The following is a 15,016-nucleotide window of genomic DNA, read 5'->3' as shown; positions in this document are numbered from 1 at the left end:
AGGACACCCCGATGAGCCTGAGCGAAGCCCGCTTTCACGACCTGGTCGATGCCACCCAGCAGGCGGTGGAGGACATCTTCGACGACAGCGGTCTGGACGTCGACCTGGAGAACAGCGCCGGTGTGCTGACGGTGCGTTTCGACAACGGCAGCCAACTGATCTTCAGTCGTCAGGAGCCGATTCGTCAGCTGTGGCTGGCGGCACGTTCCGGCGGCTTCCACTTCGACTACGATGAAGACGAAGGGCGCTGGATCTGTGATACCAGTGACGAGCAACTGGGCGAGATGCTGGTGCGCATCACCCTCGAGCAGTGCGGTGCCGAGCTGGAGTTCGATGAGCTCTGAGCCGAGCGAGGCGCCGCTGGCCTCGCCGTGCCGGCGCCAGTGCTGCCTGGACGAGCGCGACCAGTGCCTGGGCTGCGGCCGCACCCTGCAGGAAATTCTCGATTGGGGCGCAGCCGATAACGCGCGGCGCCGCTCGATCTGCCTGGCCGCGCAACAGCGTTTGCAACAGCGCCAGCAAGGCCATTGACCCACCAGTCTTGTTTATTTATCCGGCTGTGTTAGGGTCGGTAAGACATTCAGTCGAACCCTGCCTTCGGGCGGGGTTTTGCTTTTTTATGGCTTACGCGAGGAGACCGCCCGGCATCATGAACAGCGCACCCACCATCACCATTACCCGTCTCGATCTGCAGCGTCTGGAGCGCCTGCTCGACAGCCTGGACGAGTTCGGGCCTGGCGCCGAGGCGCTGCAGGCCGAGCTGGATCGTGCCGAAGTGGTGGGGCACGACGAGGTGCCGGCAGGAGTGGTGACCATGAATTCGCGCGTGCACTGCCGCGAAGAGAGCAGCGGCAAGGATTACCACCTGACCCTGGTCTACCCGCAGGACGCAGGCGGCGATGGCAAAGTCAGCATCCTCGCACCGGTCGGCTGTGCCCTGCTTGGCCTGTCCGTCGGCCAGCACATCGACTGGCCGGCGCCTGGCGGCAAGCAGCTCAAGTTGACCCTGCTCGAAGTCGAATACCAGCCGGAAGCTGCGGGCGAGTACGACCGCTGAGCATCTGTGTGGCCGCGCAGCGCGATGGCCACATGAGCGGCGCAAGCGGGGCTTCCCGCCGGTGGGTCAAGCCGGCAACAATTCCTCTTGGACGGTTTTGCACGCCGCCCCGCATGCTTGCAGGTCGATGCTGCGTGCGAACATCCGTTGCACAGCAGGTTGGTGGCTGACCGCGATCAGCGTGCAGTTCGGCAGGCGTTCGCGCAGCCTTTCGAGGAGCTGGCAGGCGGCCTGCTCGTCGAGCTGGTTGGTGGCCTCGTCGAGGTACAGCGTATCGGGTCGATAGAGCAGGGCACGCGCCAGAGCCAGGCGCTGCTGTTCCCCACCGGAGAGTTCCCGGCCCCATTCGGCTTCGCGCTCAAGCGCTTCAGCCAGATGATTCAGACCGACATCCTGCAGCGCGGCAATAAGCTCCAATGTGTTCGGCGTTTGCGTCGTGGGGTAGGCCAGGGCTTCGTCCAACCGGCCGCTGGCCAGGTAAGGCTTCTGCGGCAGCAGCAGGCTGCGCCCGCCGGGCAGTTGCCAGCTGCCGCGATGGTGCGGCCAGAGTCCCATCAGGGTACGCAGCAGGGTGGTCTTGCCCTGGCCGCTGGCACCGGCCAGGCGCAGCCATTCGCCAGGCCGAGCCTGCAGCGCCAGGCCGCACAGCAGCGGCTCACCGTTGGGGCGCAGCACGTCCAACCCGCAGGTGCTGAGAGTTTCACCATGGCTGAGCTCGACAGGCTGCAAGCGTTCCATGGCTTGCTGGAACTGGCCGAGTCGCTGCACCGTGGCGCTCCATTCGGCCAGGTCGCGGTAGGAAAAGATGAACCAGCTCAGCGACTCCTGGACGGTCTTGAACGCGCCGCGAATCTGCATCAGGCCCCCCAGGGTGATGGCCTTGGCAAGAAACAGCGGCAGGGCGAGAAAGACCGGCACGATATTGCTGATGCGGCTGTAGCCGGCGGTAAATACTCCGAGCTTGAGCTCGCGCTGCATCAGGTTGCGCCAGTTCGTGGCGATGGCGGCGAAACGCAGGTCCAGGCCTTTGCGCTCGGCTGCCTCGCCGCCATATAGGGCGATCTGCTCGGCATGCTCGCGCTTGCGCATCAGGTCGCTGCGGTAGGCAGCCTCGCTGCGCTGGCGTTCATAGTTCAGATCGTGCAAGGGGTGGCCGAGCCAGTGCGTCATTGCGGTGGCGACCAGGGTATAGATAATTGCCGCCCACACCAGGTAGCCCTCGACGGTCAGGCTGTGGCCGCCAATGGCAAAGGTCTGAGTGCCGGACAGCTGCCAGAGGATGCTGAAGAAAGCGCCGATCTGCAGGCTGTTGATAAACAGCGAGACGACAATGCCGACGGTCTTTTCCGTGAGCAGGTAGGCGTCTTCGGCTATTCGCTGATCCGGATGATCGGTTTCGCCACTGAGTCCCAGGCGGTAGTAGCGACGCTCGGCCAGCCAGCGACTCAACAGGTGGTCATTGAGATGGCGGCGCCAGCGCAGCATCAGTGCCTTGTTGAACCAGTCCTTGGCGACAATGGCGGCAACCAGCAGAACGATGGCGAGGGCGTACTGCCCCATCAGGCCGAGCAGCGCGTTAACGTCGAAGGTCGCCAGGGTGTCGTAGAACGTCTTGCTCCATTCGCTGATGTACACGTTGATCTGCACCAGGCCGATGCCCATCGTCAGTGCCAGTGCCAGCAGCGCCCAGCCCGGCCAGCTGGCGCGGCTGGCCCAGAACGGCCTTGCCAGGCTGAAGAACATACGCAGTGTGTTCACGATCCGGCATCCTCTGCGGGCAGCACCTGCATACGTACCTCATTGGCCGACGGAAAGATGTACCGGGCCAGACGCTTCATCTCGGCTGTTTCCAGGGCCTTTGGCAGCTCGCTCTGTTCGCTTAGGTAGCGCGGGTCACCCCAGGCGCGCTCGCTGAGAATCAGGCGGTGTAGCTGGGTGGCAGGGTCGCGGCGACGCTCGGTTTCCTTGCGAGCCAGGTCGTTGCGCAGACCTGCGACGCGCTGCTCGGTCACCGCCTCCGGCAGCATCGCCAGAGTTTCCCGAGCCAGTTGCCAGAGCTCGTCGGCCCTCTGTGGTGAGCTGCTGAAATGCAGTTGGCTGTCGATGCGTTGATACTCGGCGCTCAGCTCGCTGTCAAAGCGCAAGCGGTAAACACCGGTGGCATCGCTGCGCAGGCGCTGCTTCAGCTCGGCGTTGGCGATGTCACGCAGGGCAGCGACGCGCGCGGCATCGGCCGGGCTCCAGGCATGCGGCTGAAAGCTGCTGGCGTAGAGGCTGGCACGCGGTTCGATGGCGATGGCCAGAGACACCTGGCGGCGCCCCGGCTGCCGTGGCAGGCTGGCCGGGTGTAGCGGTTCGTCACGGGGGATGGAGGCCAGGTAGCGGCTTATCAGCGGGCGCAGCTGTTCGGCGGGCAGATCGGCCATCAGGTAATAGGTGACCGGGGCAGCGGCCTGACGGCGCCAGTCCGCTTCGAGATCGGGCAGGCGCAGGTCGGCCAATGCTTCGGCGGTCGGTGTCTGCCAGTCGTCCCGGCCCTGCTTGAGGCGTCGCCAGGCGGCGTCCTGTTCACTGCGCACGTGGTCGCGCTGGCGCCGGAGCTGACTGTGCAGTTGCTCGATGCTGTCGCGGTAGGCCTGTTCATTCAGAGATATGCGGGTTTGCCGGGCCTGGTAGAGCGCCAGCAGGCTGGCCAGATGTTGCGGCATGGCGCTGCCCTGGGCCTCCAGGCGGCTGACGCCTTGTTTGAAGGACAATTGCACGCCCTCGCGTTTTTGCCAGGCGCTGAACTGTTCGTCGCTCCAGTTGTTAGGCGGGGTCTGCAATGCCAGCTGGTTGGCGATCTGCGCGCGCCAGGGCACTGCGCCCTGATGCTGAAAGCCGGCAGTGGAGTCGACCCGCAGTTGTGCCTTGCCATCGGCGCCTGGGCGGCGCAGCCACACCAGTCGGTCACCGTTGCTCAATTGCCAGTGCTCCACCTGCTCGGTGGCGAAGCTGCGCCGGTGTAGCACGCGGCCGGCTGGCAGATCGCTGGACAGCCGCGGAATTTCCACTTCGGTCTGAGCGACAGGCGGCAGCGGTGCAGCCAGCTCCGCGCTCGCCATGGCCTGCCATTGCCGCAGCACGGTATCGGCGGTGGGCAGGTTCAGCTGCGTACCGCCAGGTGCACTGAGCTGCAACACCCGGTCCGGGCTGGCCAGCCAGCTGCGGATGCGCCGTTGCAGATCGTTCGCACTGATGCTGTCCAAGATGGCCAGGGCATTACCGGCAATCACCGCGGGGTCCTGCAACACCCGCTCGGCAATGGTTGCATCGTTGAGTTGGCGTACCCAGCCATCGAAATCGCGCGGGGTGGGATCATTCAACATGCGTTCGGCGATCTGGCGGATGCCTTCCTTCGCGGCCTGTACGTCTTGCTCATGCAGGGGATGACGGTTGATCCGCTGCAGTTCACGCAGTAGGGTTTCCAACGCTTGCGGGTGATGCTGGCCCTTGACCGAGGCAGCCACGGCCAGCACGCCGGTACGCCGTCCAATCTGGGTCTTCACGGCGGTGAGACTGCCGGTGGCAGTCTCGTCCAGCGGCTGGCGGCGCAATTGCCGCGACAGCACGCTGAGGGCCAGGCGGTCGATCAGCCGTTCACGGCTGGCCGTCAGGGTCTGCTGGCGTTTGTCCAGTTGACGGAAGCGAAACAGCAGGGCCACCTGGTTGCTGCCGCTCTGGCTGTCCTGCACGCGAAAGACCTTGAGTGTGTCGTCCAGCGGCAGCTCCAGGTATTCGCGACCAGGCACTTCGCCGCGTTCGGGCCGGGCAAACGCATGCTCGATCTGCTCGATCATCTGCTGCGGCTCGAAGTCGCCGACGACGTTGAGCACCATGTTGTTGGGCAGGTACCAGCGTTGTTGAAAGGCCTGCAGTGCACTCAGTTGCGCCTGTTCGATGGCCTTTCTGTTACCGATTGTGCGATGCGCGGGATAGCGTGAGCCGGTGCGCTGCGCTGCAGTGCGCTGCGCGTTCATGCGCTGCGCCACGCCCAAGCCGCCGCGCCATTCCTCGATGACGATGGGGCGTTCACGCTGTAGATCGGTTGCCGTGAAATCGGCAGCGAAGACCAGGGTCGCCAGGGTCCGTAGCGCCAGCTCGCTGCTCTGGATGCCGTCGGGCGGACTGAGCAGGTATTGGGTGCGCTCATAGTTGGTCACAGCGTTGAAATGCCGACCCTGCTGCCAGCCGGCCTTTTGCAGGCACTGGCGTATATCGAGTGTTTCACCGCCGTGGCTGTAGAAGACCAGGTGTTCGAGCAGATGGGCGACGCCGACCTGATCGTCACCCTCGTCCACGGAGCCGGCATGCACGGTGAGGCGCAGATCCAGACGACCCTTCTGCTCTGTGACGCGAATCAGGTTGTAGCTAAGGCCGTTGGGTAACTCGCCGCGCGTAACGATGGGGTACCACTGCAGCGGCGTATCGCCACCGGGCACAGAAGTACAGGCACCGAGCAGCAGCGCTGCCAGTGCCGTGAGGAGGAGTTTCACGGAGTACATGGAGCGCGCCTTCCTAGAATTGATAGCCGACTTCGAGCCAGTATTGGCGACCAGTCTCGTAGCTGATGGTGCCGGTGATGTCGCTGGCGATCGTATTGACCTTGTCGGTAACGTTGGTGATGTCAACGGCGACATAGGTCGACTGGGTGCCGCCAAGCGGCAGCGTCCACTTGATTCTGGTATCCCAGGTCGGTGCGGCCGGTACTTTGCGTACTTCGTAGTTCTCGTACGTGCCACCGTCGATCGTGATGGTGGAGGGATTGCCCTGGAAAATCTGGTCGTAAGGACCGCGGTAGCGTAGGAAGTTGGTCCAAGTCAGGTTCAGGGTCGGAATGCTGGTAACGGTATTGAGGCGAACCGTCCAGGGGCGGTTGAAGTTGCTTGCGGGGAGCTCGCTATAGGGGATCAGGCTGCCGTCGAAGTAGACATCCTCATCGTTGAGGCGATCCTCGTTGAGGAGGTTTTCGTAATTGCTTTGCGCGCTTTCGGTACGGCTCCAATCCATGCCCAGCATAAAGCTGGTGGTTGTGCCGGCGAACTGCAGAGTATCCAGAGGGCTGACGGTCAGAGTGACAGTCTCGTTGCGGCTTTTCCCTGCGTTAGTGTAGGTGTAGTAGTTGGCGATACTGTCTGTGCCATCACCCGCTTCCAGGCCAAGATAACTGGCACGGCTGCGCACTACCTGATCCTTGCCGTCGCGGTGCACGTACTTGAGTTCGAATTGCATGCCCAGCGCTTGCTGGGCGAAGCCGATCATCCATTCGTCGTCGTAGGGAATGTCGATCTTGCGGAAGCTGCTCTGATCGACGCCAAAGTTGGTCCAGGGGCCGAAGTCGCGGATGGTGTCGGTATTGGAATTCGGGCGCGTGGCGCGCCAGCGCAGAGACTCACGGCCATCGGCGAGGCGGTATTTGAACAGGTTGCGCCCGTAGTAACGGTTGGCGCCGACTGTCAGCACGCTGCGCTCGTCGCCGAAGAAGTCGTAGCTGGCCGCGAAGCGCGGCGCGACGGTCTTCTTGTCCATATAGTTATCGGCGTCGAAGCGTACGCCAGGGCGCAGTTTGAGATTGCCGATCTGGATGTCGTCCTGCAGGTAGAGCGCATAGTCGATCTGTTCGGCTTCCACCTTTCCCGCTCTGACATTGTTCAGCAGGCCAAAGTACTGGCGCTCGGGCTTGCCGGTGGCATCGACACTGACCGAGCAGTACTCCGTATCGAGCCTGCCACTGACGGTGACGCAACTGGTGCCGGCGGTCGCCGTGGTGCGCCTGAGCACCGAAGCGCCAAAGGCGTCTTCCATCACTTCATAAGAGGCCTTCTGCCTGCGCACCTCCAGGCCAAACCCCAGCGTATGGGTCGCGGCCGCGAAGTTGAACGGGTTGGCCACTATGTCCAGGTTGTACTCGAAGCCGGTTTGCCGCTGTTCGAGATCGCCCATGCCGCCTTCGACACTCGTGGAGCCAGCACCGCGCACGGGGTTGCCCCAGTTTTTGTCCTGCGACCAGCGCCACGGCTTGTGAACGTTGCTGTCAGTGTCGCGCGAGCTTTGCACCATCTTGTAGGCGAGCTGGTGGGTGTAGGTGAAGGTGTCGCCCGTCCAGACGGTTTTGAGGGCAGCGGTCTGGCCCCCCTGGTCGATTCGAAAACCGGAGTTTTTCTGGTTGTTCTTGAAAAAGGTGTTTTCAGCCGGCGCATCGACCAGGGTCAACGTCATGTCCAGCCGGTCATGGGGCGTCCAGAATGCCTTGATCATCTTGTTGTCGATGTTGCGCTTCTGGTCCTTCTTGACCTGGTCGCCCGTGCTTTCAAAGCCTCCGTCGTAGGTATACAGCGGAATCTCGGAGTTCTTGCGCACGAAGCTGCCGAGCAGCCCGAAGTTATCGGTGACATGGCCTTCGAGCAGAACTCGGGTGGTGAGCTTCCTGAATTCCGGCTGGTTGGAGTAAGTGCTGGACTTGGCGAATTCCTCTTCGCTCATCTCGTCATGGTTGATGTGGTATTCGGTCCAGTCGGACTTGGTCATCTGCGCGGAAATCTTGCCATGGAAGTCGTGCGTCGGTCGGCGGGTGATCGCGTCGATGACGCCACCGTTGAAGCGCCCGTACTTGGCCGAGACGTTGGAGTCGTAGACTCGCACCTCTTCCAGCAGGTCGGCGTCCAGGGCGATGCCGAAGGCATTGCTGGGGAGCTGGTACTGGCCATTGATATCGGCGCGAGAACCCGAACTGGCGCTTGGGTCGAGGTCATTGTTGATGCTTACGCCATCGACCATGAAGTTGTTCTGATAGAACTTGGCCCCGTTGATGCTGATGTCCGCCGGGTTGATTTCGCCGGGTGTATTGGAGCTTTGCTGGGTGGTGTCGAAGCGCACGCTGGGGTGCATCTTGAGCATGGTGGTCATGTCGCCATTGGCACCGGCGAAGTTCTCGATGGCGCGGCGATCGATCACGGCTTCGCCCTGGTAGGCACTGTCCGATCTGCCCATCACCACCGAGTTGCTCAGTTCCAGCACATCGCTTTGTCTGTCGAGCTGATGGAAGCTCAGCAGCCCTTGCTCAAAGCTCCAGCCGATGTTGCTGCTGGTAAGCATTCGTTGCAGGGCCTGCTCAGCGCTCATCTGCCCTTTGACCTGGTTGCCATGCCGGCGTGCGAGCAGGTAAGGGTCGGCACTGATCTGAATGCCACTTTGCTGGGCGAAGGCGATCAGCGCGTCGCCCAGGGGTTGGGCGGAAAGGTCGAAGACATGCTGTTGCTGCAGCTGGGCGCTCACGCTGTCATTGGCCAGCGCGTGGCTGGTCACCATAGGCAGGGCGCCACACTGGACCAGAATGCCCAGGCTGATGGCCCGAACCAGTTTCTGACGATGGATGGCGGGAGTTCCTTGCCGCTGCAACTGCTTGTCCATGTTTTCCCCGAACGGGCCAGAGGCCCAGATGAAAGCTAATGCGAATCCGTATCGATTCGAGTTCGAGGCAATGACGTATCGGCCCAGGAAATTTTCAGAAGGTTTCTGAAAATTATTTTTCTGAGGTAGGGAAAAGCCGCCGTGCAACGGCTCAGGGCTGGCGTTCGACGATGCGCAACCAGCCGGTCCAGGTGCTGACCCGACCCTGATAGGGCCGCACCACGGCGCGCAGGGCTGCGTCCGGATTGTCCAGGTCGTAGACGCCGGTAATGCGCTTCTCGCCTAGCGCTTCATCTCGCAGAATAAGCGTGCCGGGCAGATGGGGGCGCAGTTCTTCAAGCACGTCGGCAATTCGCGCGTCGCGCACCACCAGTTTGTCTTGCTGCCAGGCGGCGATCTGGCTGACCGGGAGTCTGTCGCGGATCATCTTATCGCCGGCTCGCCAGCGCAGTCGCTCGCCCGCTTGCAGCGCGTCGGCGAGAGTGTCGCTGCCTTCTGTCACCCGCACTGAGCCATGCTGCACGGCAACGGCCAGCTGACTGGGGCGGATGGCCACGTTGAAAGCCGTGCCGGTGACGGTGATCTCGAGCTTGGCGGCGTCCACGGTGAAGGGGCGGGCCTTGTCAGGCGCAACCTCGAAGAAAGCCTGGCCGCTGAGCAGGCGAACCTCACGGCGATTGCCGTCGAACTCAATGGCGATCGCCGACTGGCTGTCCAGGTGCACCCGGCTACCGTCCTCCAGTTCGATGTTGCGCCGCTCGCCAAGGCCGGTGCGGTAATCGCTCTCGTAGCTCAGGTAGGCATTGGGTGCGACGGACAGGAGCAGGCAGGCCGCCAGCGAACCGGCCACCAGCGCAGGCCAGCGACGGCGGCGTGGGCGCAACGGGCGGGCTGCGGCCATCACCGGCAGAGCCGTGATTGTCGGCGCGGTCTCCAAGGTGTCTGCGCAGGCTGCAGACCGGGCCATGCCGGTCAGCCGCCACACCCGTTCAGCCTTGCGGTAGGCCTCGACATGACGGGTATCGCGGGCCAGCCAGGCGGCCAGCGCGCTGCGCAACGCGGCATCCTCGGGGCTCTGCTGAATGCGCAGCAGCCAGTCCAGAGCGATGTGTCTGAGGTTGCCGGTCATGGTCGTTCCGGGGAGTCCTGAAAAGTGGGCATGGGGCGCCTAGCGGCGGCCATATGAACGAAAGACGGATCAAGGCCGAAGATTTTCAGATCAGTCATTGGCCTGCTCCAGGCGGTCGGCGCAGTGACACAGTGCCTGGTGCACCAACTGGTGCGCCAGGCCCACGGAAATGTTCATTGCCGCGGCGATGTGCTGCAAGGTGTGGCCTTCCAGGCGGTGCATTTCGAAGGCGCGTCGGACTCGTTCTGGCAGTTCGGCCAAGGCGGCATTGACGATGCGCAGCTCATCGTGGCTGGCAGCCTGCTGCTCCGGTCCGGGATTATGGTCCGTGAGCTCGTCCAGCAGGCGTTCGCCATTGGCCTGCTGACGCTCGCTGGATATCCGGCGGATCAGATCAAAGGCCAGGTTGCGAACGATGCGATAGAGATAACCGACCGGCTGGTTGATTCGTGCGTCTTCGTCCGCGCGGCCATTGAAGCGCAGCCAGGCCTCCTGGACGACATCTTCGGCCTGGGCGCGGCAACCAAGTATCGGAGCGGCGTAGTCTACCAGCGCATTACGGTGGGCGAGGTAGAGGTCGAGTTTAGAGCTGGGCGGTAAGGACACGATGCGGGCTGCCGGAAGCTACTTACAACGAGAGTGCAGCGAGGCGGCATCATGCCATTAATGAGAATACTTATCAATAATATGTTCAGAGCATACGCAGTGCCTGATTCAGAGCTTCTTCCAGGCCTGTCTTGTAACGCAGGTAATTGACCACCGAGGGTTGGCGGTCGCCTTGGATGGCAGACAGGTCCAGGTCGGTGATGTAGCAGGGGTAACGCTCTTCGGCACGGCGCTGAGCCAGGATATGGCCAGCCACGCTGGCGAAGAGCGAGTCGCCGTATTCCAGCTCGGAGAACTCGCGATGGTTGCAGTACAGCGTGACATGGCGCTGGCGGCCGTCGCCGGGCTCGACGATGGCCTGCACATCGTAGAACGGATGGCTGACCTGCGACTCTGGCGCCGGCCTGCGCTCGAGGCGCTGGGCACGCAGCGGCGCAGCCGGTAGCAGCTGATAGTAGAGAATTTCCAGCGCGGGCTGGTTGTCGCTGCCATCGAGCGGCAGGATGGCGTTGCGCCGATATAGCAGTGACTGCAGGAAGCGCTGCAGTGGTGTGAGCAGGCTCTGCTCGTTGCTGTATGGCAGGCGCCGGCGCCACAGGGCGTTGCGTTCATCGAGCAGAGTCAGTTCCGCTTCGCCACTGCTCTCGTGTAGGCGGTAGAAAACCTGGATGCAGTGCGGACGCCCCATGGGCAGGATCAGTGCCAGGTCGTCGCCATCGAGTGCATGACGGTCCAGGCGCAGCGGGCTGTAGAACTCCTGTTCGGCGCCCAGGTGGTCGAGCAGGGCGGGCAGATCGCCCAACGCGCAATGGCTGACCTGGCCGGGCGTCAGCTGCAGGACGTGGTAATGCTGGCGCACCTGTACCAGAAAGCGCGATTGGCCACCGTCTGCATAGCTTTCGAGCAGGTCGCGCAGCAATTCCTCGACCCGTTCGGCAATGGGTTGAGCACGGTTGCGGCAATAGCAGCGCACTACCACCTTGGGCTGCGGGCCGCCCACCGGCAGGCTGTTGAGCAGATCGCGCAGGCAGTCGAGCAGGGCGTCCTGACCGTCATAGCGGCTGACCTGCAATTCGTTCCAGCTGTTGAGCACGACCTGATCGAGGGTCAGCACCAGGTTTTCGCGGACTCCGGAATACCCCAGCGCATCGGTGCGCCCGGTGGTCATGTGCACGTTCATCTGGCTGTGCTGCTTGAGCGGATCGACGCCGACATTGACCAGCAGCAAAACCTGGCCGGGAATGCTGGCGCGCAGCAGGGCGGCCTCCTCCACCGGCTGCAGGGGCAACGGGAAGCTCTGCTGCAGACTGCCGATCAGGTTGGACAGCTCATTCTCGGTCAGGTCACTGGTACCCGGGTGCAGAGACAGGCGCGTGCTGGCGTCGATCACGCCATTGCGGTGGCACCAGGCGAGCAGCTCGATCAGTTCGCGTGAGCGCTTCAGCGGCGCGAAGTCCGCCCATTCCTGAGCGCCAAGGCTGCCGTTGAACAGCGCCCAGAGATTTTCGTTGGGTGCCTCCGGGTTGGGGTACCTGACCAGGGTCAGGGTGTCTTCGGCCAGGTCCGGAGCGATGCCGGGGTTGATGAACTCCACCTTGCCGGCTTTACGCTCGAACGCGGCGTACAAGCGCCTGCCCAGCACATTCAGGTCGCGGTTGTTCAGTGAGCTGCCGGCCTGGGCGCTGCGGGCGAACTGCGATAGGAAGCGGTAGCTGTAGGTCAGCTCATTGACCAGTACGCGCCGTTCGGCGGCGACCTGGCGCACCTTCCACTGGCTGCGACTGTCGAGCACGCTGAGCTGGCGGGTCTGCCAGCCCCACTCGCCGGTCAGTCGTTCCAGCAGCAGGCGCTGCCAGCTCTTGGCGCGTCCACGGGTCGGCGGGCGGCTGATCTTCTTGTTCACTTTCAGGTACAGGCAGCGGCGGATCAGCTCGAGCCGCTCCAGGTCACCCCGTGCGCTGAGGTATTCCTCCAGGCGGCGGTAAACGACGATGTAGGGGTCGAGTTCGTCGAGGTCCAGCCTGCCCTCGAATACGGCCTGCTTGAAGCGCAGCGCCAGGCATTCGACCTTCGGGTGTTCGCTGGCGTAAACCTCGGTGAGCAGCAGTTTGAGGGCGGATTTGTAAGGCGACTCGATGCCTTTGTACAGCTGCCACATGCCCGCGCCGATGAACTCTTCCGGCGGGATGTGCGCCAGATGACCGAGGTCGAGTACGTCTTCGGCGCGCACGAAGCGCTTGCTCAGCAGGGTACGGCAGTAGTCGTGATAGCGCGCCTCCTCGTAAACCGGCACCAGCCACCAGATTGGCGTGCGTCCGCCGAGCCAGATCGCGGTGCGGTAGAACTCGTCGAGCAGCAGATAATGCTGGGTGGTGCCGCAGTCGTCCGATGTCAGCTGCGCCTCGCGTGCACCCTGGGTAAAGCGTTGCGGGTCGACCAGAAACACATGCACTTCGGCGCCTTGGGTGGCCGCCCAGCCTTCCAGCTGATCGCATTTTTTACGCAGGTCTTGCAGTTCCTGCGTTGTCAGATTGGGCGAGTGGCACAGCCACAGGTCCATATCGCTCTGCTCGGCCTGGGCCACGGTGCCCAGGCTGCCCATCAGGAACAGGCCATGCAGCGGCGCGGCGCCCTGGCCTCGACGCGGTTTGTAGACGAATGAGCGGGTCAGGCGCTGTACTTCGGCAAGGCTGGCATCATCCGGCTCGAACCCGCTGAGGCCGGCTGGCGTGCTGGCCGAGACGTAGCCGGGCAACAGCGGATGGTTGACGTGCAACAGCAGCGGCAACAGCTTGAGGACCAGTTGCTGACGGCTGGACAGCGCCTCCATGGCCCGCTGCAGGCGGCCCTGGTTGATCTGCAGAAAACGCGCACGCAGCTGCGCCAGCACCTTGCGGTCGATGCCGTCATCGATATCGGGACGTATTTCCTGCGTGCGCGTCATGCTCGAACTCTACTGCGGGTGCTGCAAGCCTATCAGCGGCGTGCTCGTCAGAGCAGTATCTGGACGCTATATCGCCCACCTTGCCGCTCTCTGAAGAGCGGCCGGTTATGTCGATAAGTTAAGGCTGCAATATTTCGCACGAGCCCCGCCGCGGGACAAGGCGCTTAACGTGCGCGCCGTTCCGATTCTCGGCAGGGCGCCGCTCGCACCCGCCCGCTGTGTCGACGCTGATCGAAGGGGTATCGGCCGCCGGGCTGTGCGGGTCAGGCGGGAGCGGTCTGGCGGGCCGAAAGAATGGTCAGCAGCGCCTGCGCATGCTCGGCTGCGTCAATGCCCAGGCTGGTCAGGTAGCCGCCATCGGCCTGGCTCACTAGGCCTTTTTCGTAGAGGCGGGTAATGGCGCCCTGTGCCTTGAATGAGGCGTTGTTGTGCACCTTCAGCCCTTCCTGATGGTTGTCCAGGTTGTACAGGGCGAGGATTTCCAGCTCGTCGATCAGGTCAGCGTTGAATGACTTCATGGTGACTCCGTCTTGTTGTGATGGCGCTCTTGCAGTGTAGGGCCTTGCAGCGCGCTCTGCCCATCGGCAAGTTGCCAGTTGGCGAGAATCCGTTGGTAAGTGCCGTCCTGCCTGATTTGGCGCATACCTTCGTCGAAACCCCGCATCAAGGCCGCGGCCTGCGGGTGATGACGGGAAAAGCTCAGATAGAGTCGCGGTCGATGTACCCGCGCCAACGCCTTGAACTCGCCGGCCAGCCCGGGGTTGTCGCGCAGCAGCGCTTCGGTGGTGCCGCGAAAAGCGATCACGTAGTCCACGCGATCATGTTGCAGCATGAGAAAACCGTTGATGTCGCGGCGCACGGCGACGCGCTGGATATCCGCATAGCCGTCGAAGTACTCGCCATAGGTGTAGCCGATGGTGACGGCCACGCGTTTGCCGCGGATGGCGTTCAGGTCATCGACCGCGTCGGCGTCGGGATGGCCCCAGAGCAGAATGTCGTCGCTCAGCAGCATCTCCTGCGGTAACAGAAACCCGGCGCGGATAGTCGAGTCCGGTGTGGTGTTGAAGCAGCCTGCCAGGCTGCCCGAGCGTGCCAGCTCCATGCACCGCGAATAGGGGTAGGGCGTCAGTTCGATGGGCGATTCGCTGGCGGCGAAGGCGGCGCGCACTATGTCCGCCGACATACCTTCGATCCGCCCGTTGCGCCATGCCGTGTAGGGATACCAGTCGTCCTCGGCGCCGATGCGGGGCGTATCGGCCAGCACGGCGCCGACCCAGAGCAGTGCCAGCAGTTGGGTGAGCAATACAGCGATGCGGGACGGCGGGCAGGCCATTGAAGGCGATACCTTCTCGGACGGGACTGGCGCTGACAGTAGCAATCTGCCGGCTGGCCCGACCAGTGGCCTGGGTCAATCCTCGCTCAGTTTTCTTCCGGCAACTCGGGCAGCGCGCGCAGAGCCTGTTCGTACCAGGCGCCATCGAAGGGGCGGTCCTCGCGCAGCATGGCGTCGACTTCATGAGCCAGGACCAGTGCCATCAACTCGAGAATCTCCTCTCGTTCGTAGCCGACCAGCGTCAGCTTGTTGTACACCGCCTTGGCTGCGGCCGGCTCGCCACTTTCCAATTGATTTTCGATGGCCTGAATCAGGGTTGCTTCGGCGAAATCTTCGTCTTCTTGCTCGTCGATGATGCTCAAGGTACGGGTTCCATGTCTCTGGAAAGAGCGTTCAGTTTGACAGCGTGGGTGCGTACTGGCCATGCGGAATTCCAGGCATTATTAACTCCTATATTGTGGGAGTGTATTTCGCATATTGAGAGTTAGGGGGAGGCCG

At 62.9% G+C, this 15,016-nt stretch carries 12 protein-coding genes; 3 read left to right on the top strand and 9 right to left on the bottom strand.

What is annotated here, in order from left to right:
• Positions 1–11: 11 nt before the first annotated feature.
• From cyaY to rnk, 3 genes are all read left to right on the top strand, one after another.
• Positions 12–344, top strand: a complete 333-nt coding sequence (gene cyaY / locus GYB81_RS05920) for an iron donor protein CyaY (RefSeq protein ID WP_161865652.1) — start codon at positions 12–14, stop codon at positions 342–344.
• Positions 334–531 carry a DUF1289 domain-containing protein gene (locus tag GYB81_RS05915; protein WP_161865653.1) on the top strand — a complete coding sequence of 66 codons (198 nt, stop codon included), beginning with the start codon at positions 334–336 and terminating at the stop codon, positions 529–531. The genes cyaY and GYB81_RS05915 overlap by 11 nt, the downstream gene beginning before the upstream one ends.
• Positions 532–649: 118 nt before the next feature.
• Positions 650–1,057 carry a nucleoside diphosphate kinase regulator gene (rnk, locus tag GYB81_RS05910; RefSeq protein WP_161865654.1) on the top strand — a complete coding sequence of 136 codons (408 nt, stop codon included), beginning with the start codon at positions 650–652 and terminating at the stop codon, positions 1,055–1,057.
• A 66-nt stretch (positions 1,058–1,123) separates the two neighbouring features.
• Here rnk and GYB81_RS05905 read toward each other — a convergent pair whose 3' ends face one another.
• The 9 genes from GYB81_RS05905 to GYB81_RS05865 all read right to left on the bottom strand — a co-directional run bounded on the left by GYB81_RS05905 (position 1,124) and on the right by GYB81_RS05865 (position 14,880).
• Complete coding sequence (locus tag GYB81_RS05905) at positions 1,124–2,815, bottom strand: ABC transporter ATP-binding protein/permease (RefSeq protein ID WP_161865655.1); 1,692 nt, start codon at positions 2,813–2,815, stop codon at positions 1,124–1,126.
• On the bottom strand, positions 2,812–5,601 hold the full coding sequence (locus GYB81_RS05900) for a M16 family metallopeptidase (RefSeq protein ID WP_161865656.1): 2,790 nt from the start codon (positions 5,599–5,601) through the stop codon (positions 2,812–2,814). Before GYB81_RS05900 ends, GYB81_RS05905 begins: the two co-directional genes overlap by 4 nt.
• 13 nt (positions 5,602–5,614) lie before the next feature.
• The gene (locus GYB81_RS05895) at positions 5,615–8,506 is read right to left on the bottom strand and encodes a TonB-dependent receptor (RefSeq protein ID WP_161865657.1); all 2,892 of its coding nucleotides are present in this window, start codon (positions 8,504–8,506) and stop codon (positions 5,615–5,617) included.
• Between the two features lie 151 nt (positions 8,507–8,657).
• Positions 8,658–9,635 (bottom strand): FecR family protein, encoded by a 978-nt coding sequence (locus GYB81_RS05890; RefSeq protein WP_161865658.1) that lies wholly within the window; start codon positions 9,633–9,635, stop codon positions 8,658–8,660.
• A gap of 90 nt (positions 9,636–9,725) precedes the next feature.
• Positions 9,726–10,241 carry a sigma-70 family RNA polymerase sigma factor gene (locus GYB81_RS05885; RefSeq protein WP_161865659.1) on the bottom strand — a complete coding sequence of 172 codons (516 nt, stop codon included), beginning with the start codon at positions 10,239–10,241 and terminating at the stop codon, positions 9,726–9,728.
• 85 nt (positions 10,242–10,326) lie between these two features.
• A complete protein-coding gene (locus GYB81_RS05880; protein ID WP_161865660.1) occupies positions 10,327–13,185 on the bottom strand; it encodes a class I adenylate cyclase in 2,859 nt (952 codons plus the stop codon).
• 263 nt (positions 13,186–13,448) lie between these two features.
• Entirely contained in the window at positions 13,449–13,703 is a 255-nt protein-coding gene (locus tag GYB81_RS05875; RefSeq protein ID WP_161865661.1) for a TIGR02647 family protein, read from the bottom strand.
• A complete protein-coding gene (locus tag GYB81_RS05870; protein WP_161865662.1) occupies positions 13,700–14,518 on the bottom strand; it encodes a substrate-binding periplasmic protein in 819 nt (272 codons plus the stop codon). The genes GYB81_RS05875 and GYB81_RS05870 overlap by 4 nt, the downstream gene beginning before the upstream one ends.
• Before the next feature lie 86 nt (positions 14,519–14,604).
• On the bottom strand, positions 14,605–14,880 hold the full coding sequence (locus GYB81_RS05865; protein ID WP_178101815.1) for a hypothetical protein: 276 nt from the start codon (positions 14,878–14,880) through the stop codon (positions 14,605–14,607).
• Positions 14,881–15,016 lie beyond the last annotated feature (136 nt).

The organism is Pseudomonas yangonensis (assembly GCF_009932725.1).
Classification (GTDB): domain Bacteria; phylum Pseudomonadota; class Gammaproteobacteria; order Pseudomonadales; family Pseudomonadaceae; genus Aquipseudomonas; species Aquipseudomonas yangonensis.
This window is presented reverse-complemented; position numbering and strand designations above follow the sequence as displayed.

Bases quoted from the DNA above. Each gene is read 5' to 3' on its own strand.
- rnk (WP_161865654.1), top strand. From the start codon at position 650: ATGAACAGCGCACCCACCATCACCATTACCCGTCTCGATCTGCAGCGT.
- GYB81_RS05900 (WP_161865656.1), bottom strand. From the start codon at position 5,601: ATGTACTCCGTGAAACTCCTCCTCACGGCACTGGCAGCGCTGCTGCTC.
- cyaY (WP_161865652.1), top strand. From the start codon at position 12: ATGAGCCTGAGCGAAGCCCGCTTTCACGACCTGGTCGATGCCACCCAG.
- GYB81_RS05895 (WP_161865657.1), bottom strand. From the start codon at position 8,506: ATGGACAAGCAGTTGCAGCGGCAAGGAACTCCCGCCATCCATCGTCAG.
- GYB81_RS05880 (WP_161865660.1), bottom strand. From the start codon at position 13,185: ATGACGCGCACGCAGGAAATACGTCCCGATATCGATGACGGCATCGAC.
- GYB81_RS05870 (WP_161865662.1), bottom strand. From the start codon at position 14,518: ATGGCCTGCCCGCCGTCCCGCATCGCTGTATTGCTCACCCAACTGCTG.
- GYB81_RS05890 (WP_161865658.1), bottom strand. From the start codon at position 9,635: ATGACCGGCAACCTCAGACACATCGCTCTGGACTGGCTGCTGCGCATT.
- GYB81_RS05875 (WP_161865661.1), bottom strand. From the start codon at position 13,703: ATGAAGTCATTCAACGCTGACCTGATCGACGAGCTGGAAATCCTCGCC.
- GYB81_RS05915 (WP_161865653.1), top strand. From the start codon at position 334: ATGAGCTCTGAGCCGAGCGAGGCGCCGCTGGCCTCGCCGTGCCGGCGC.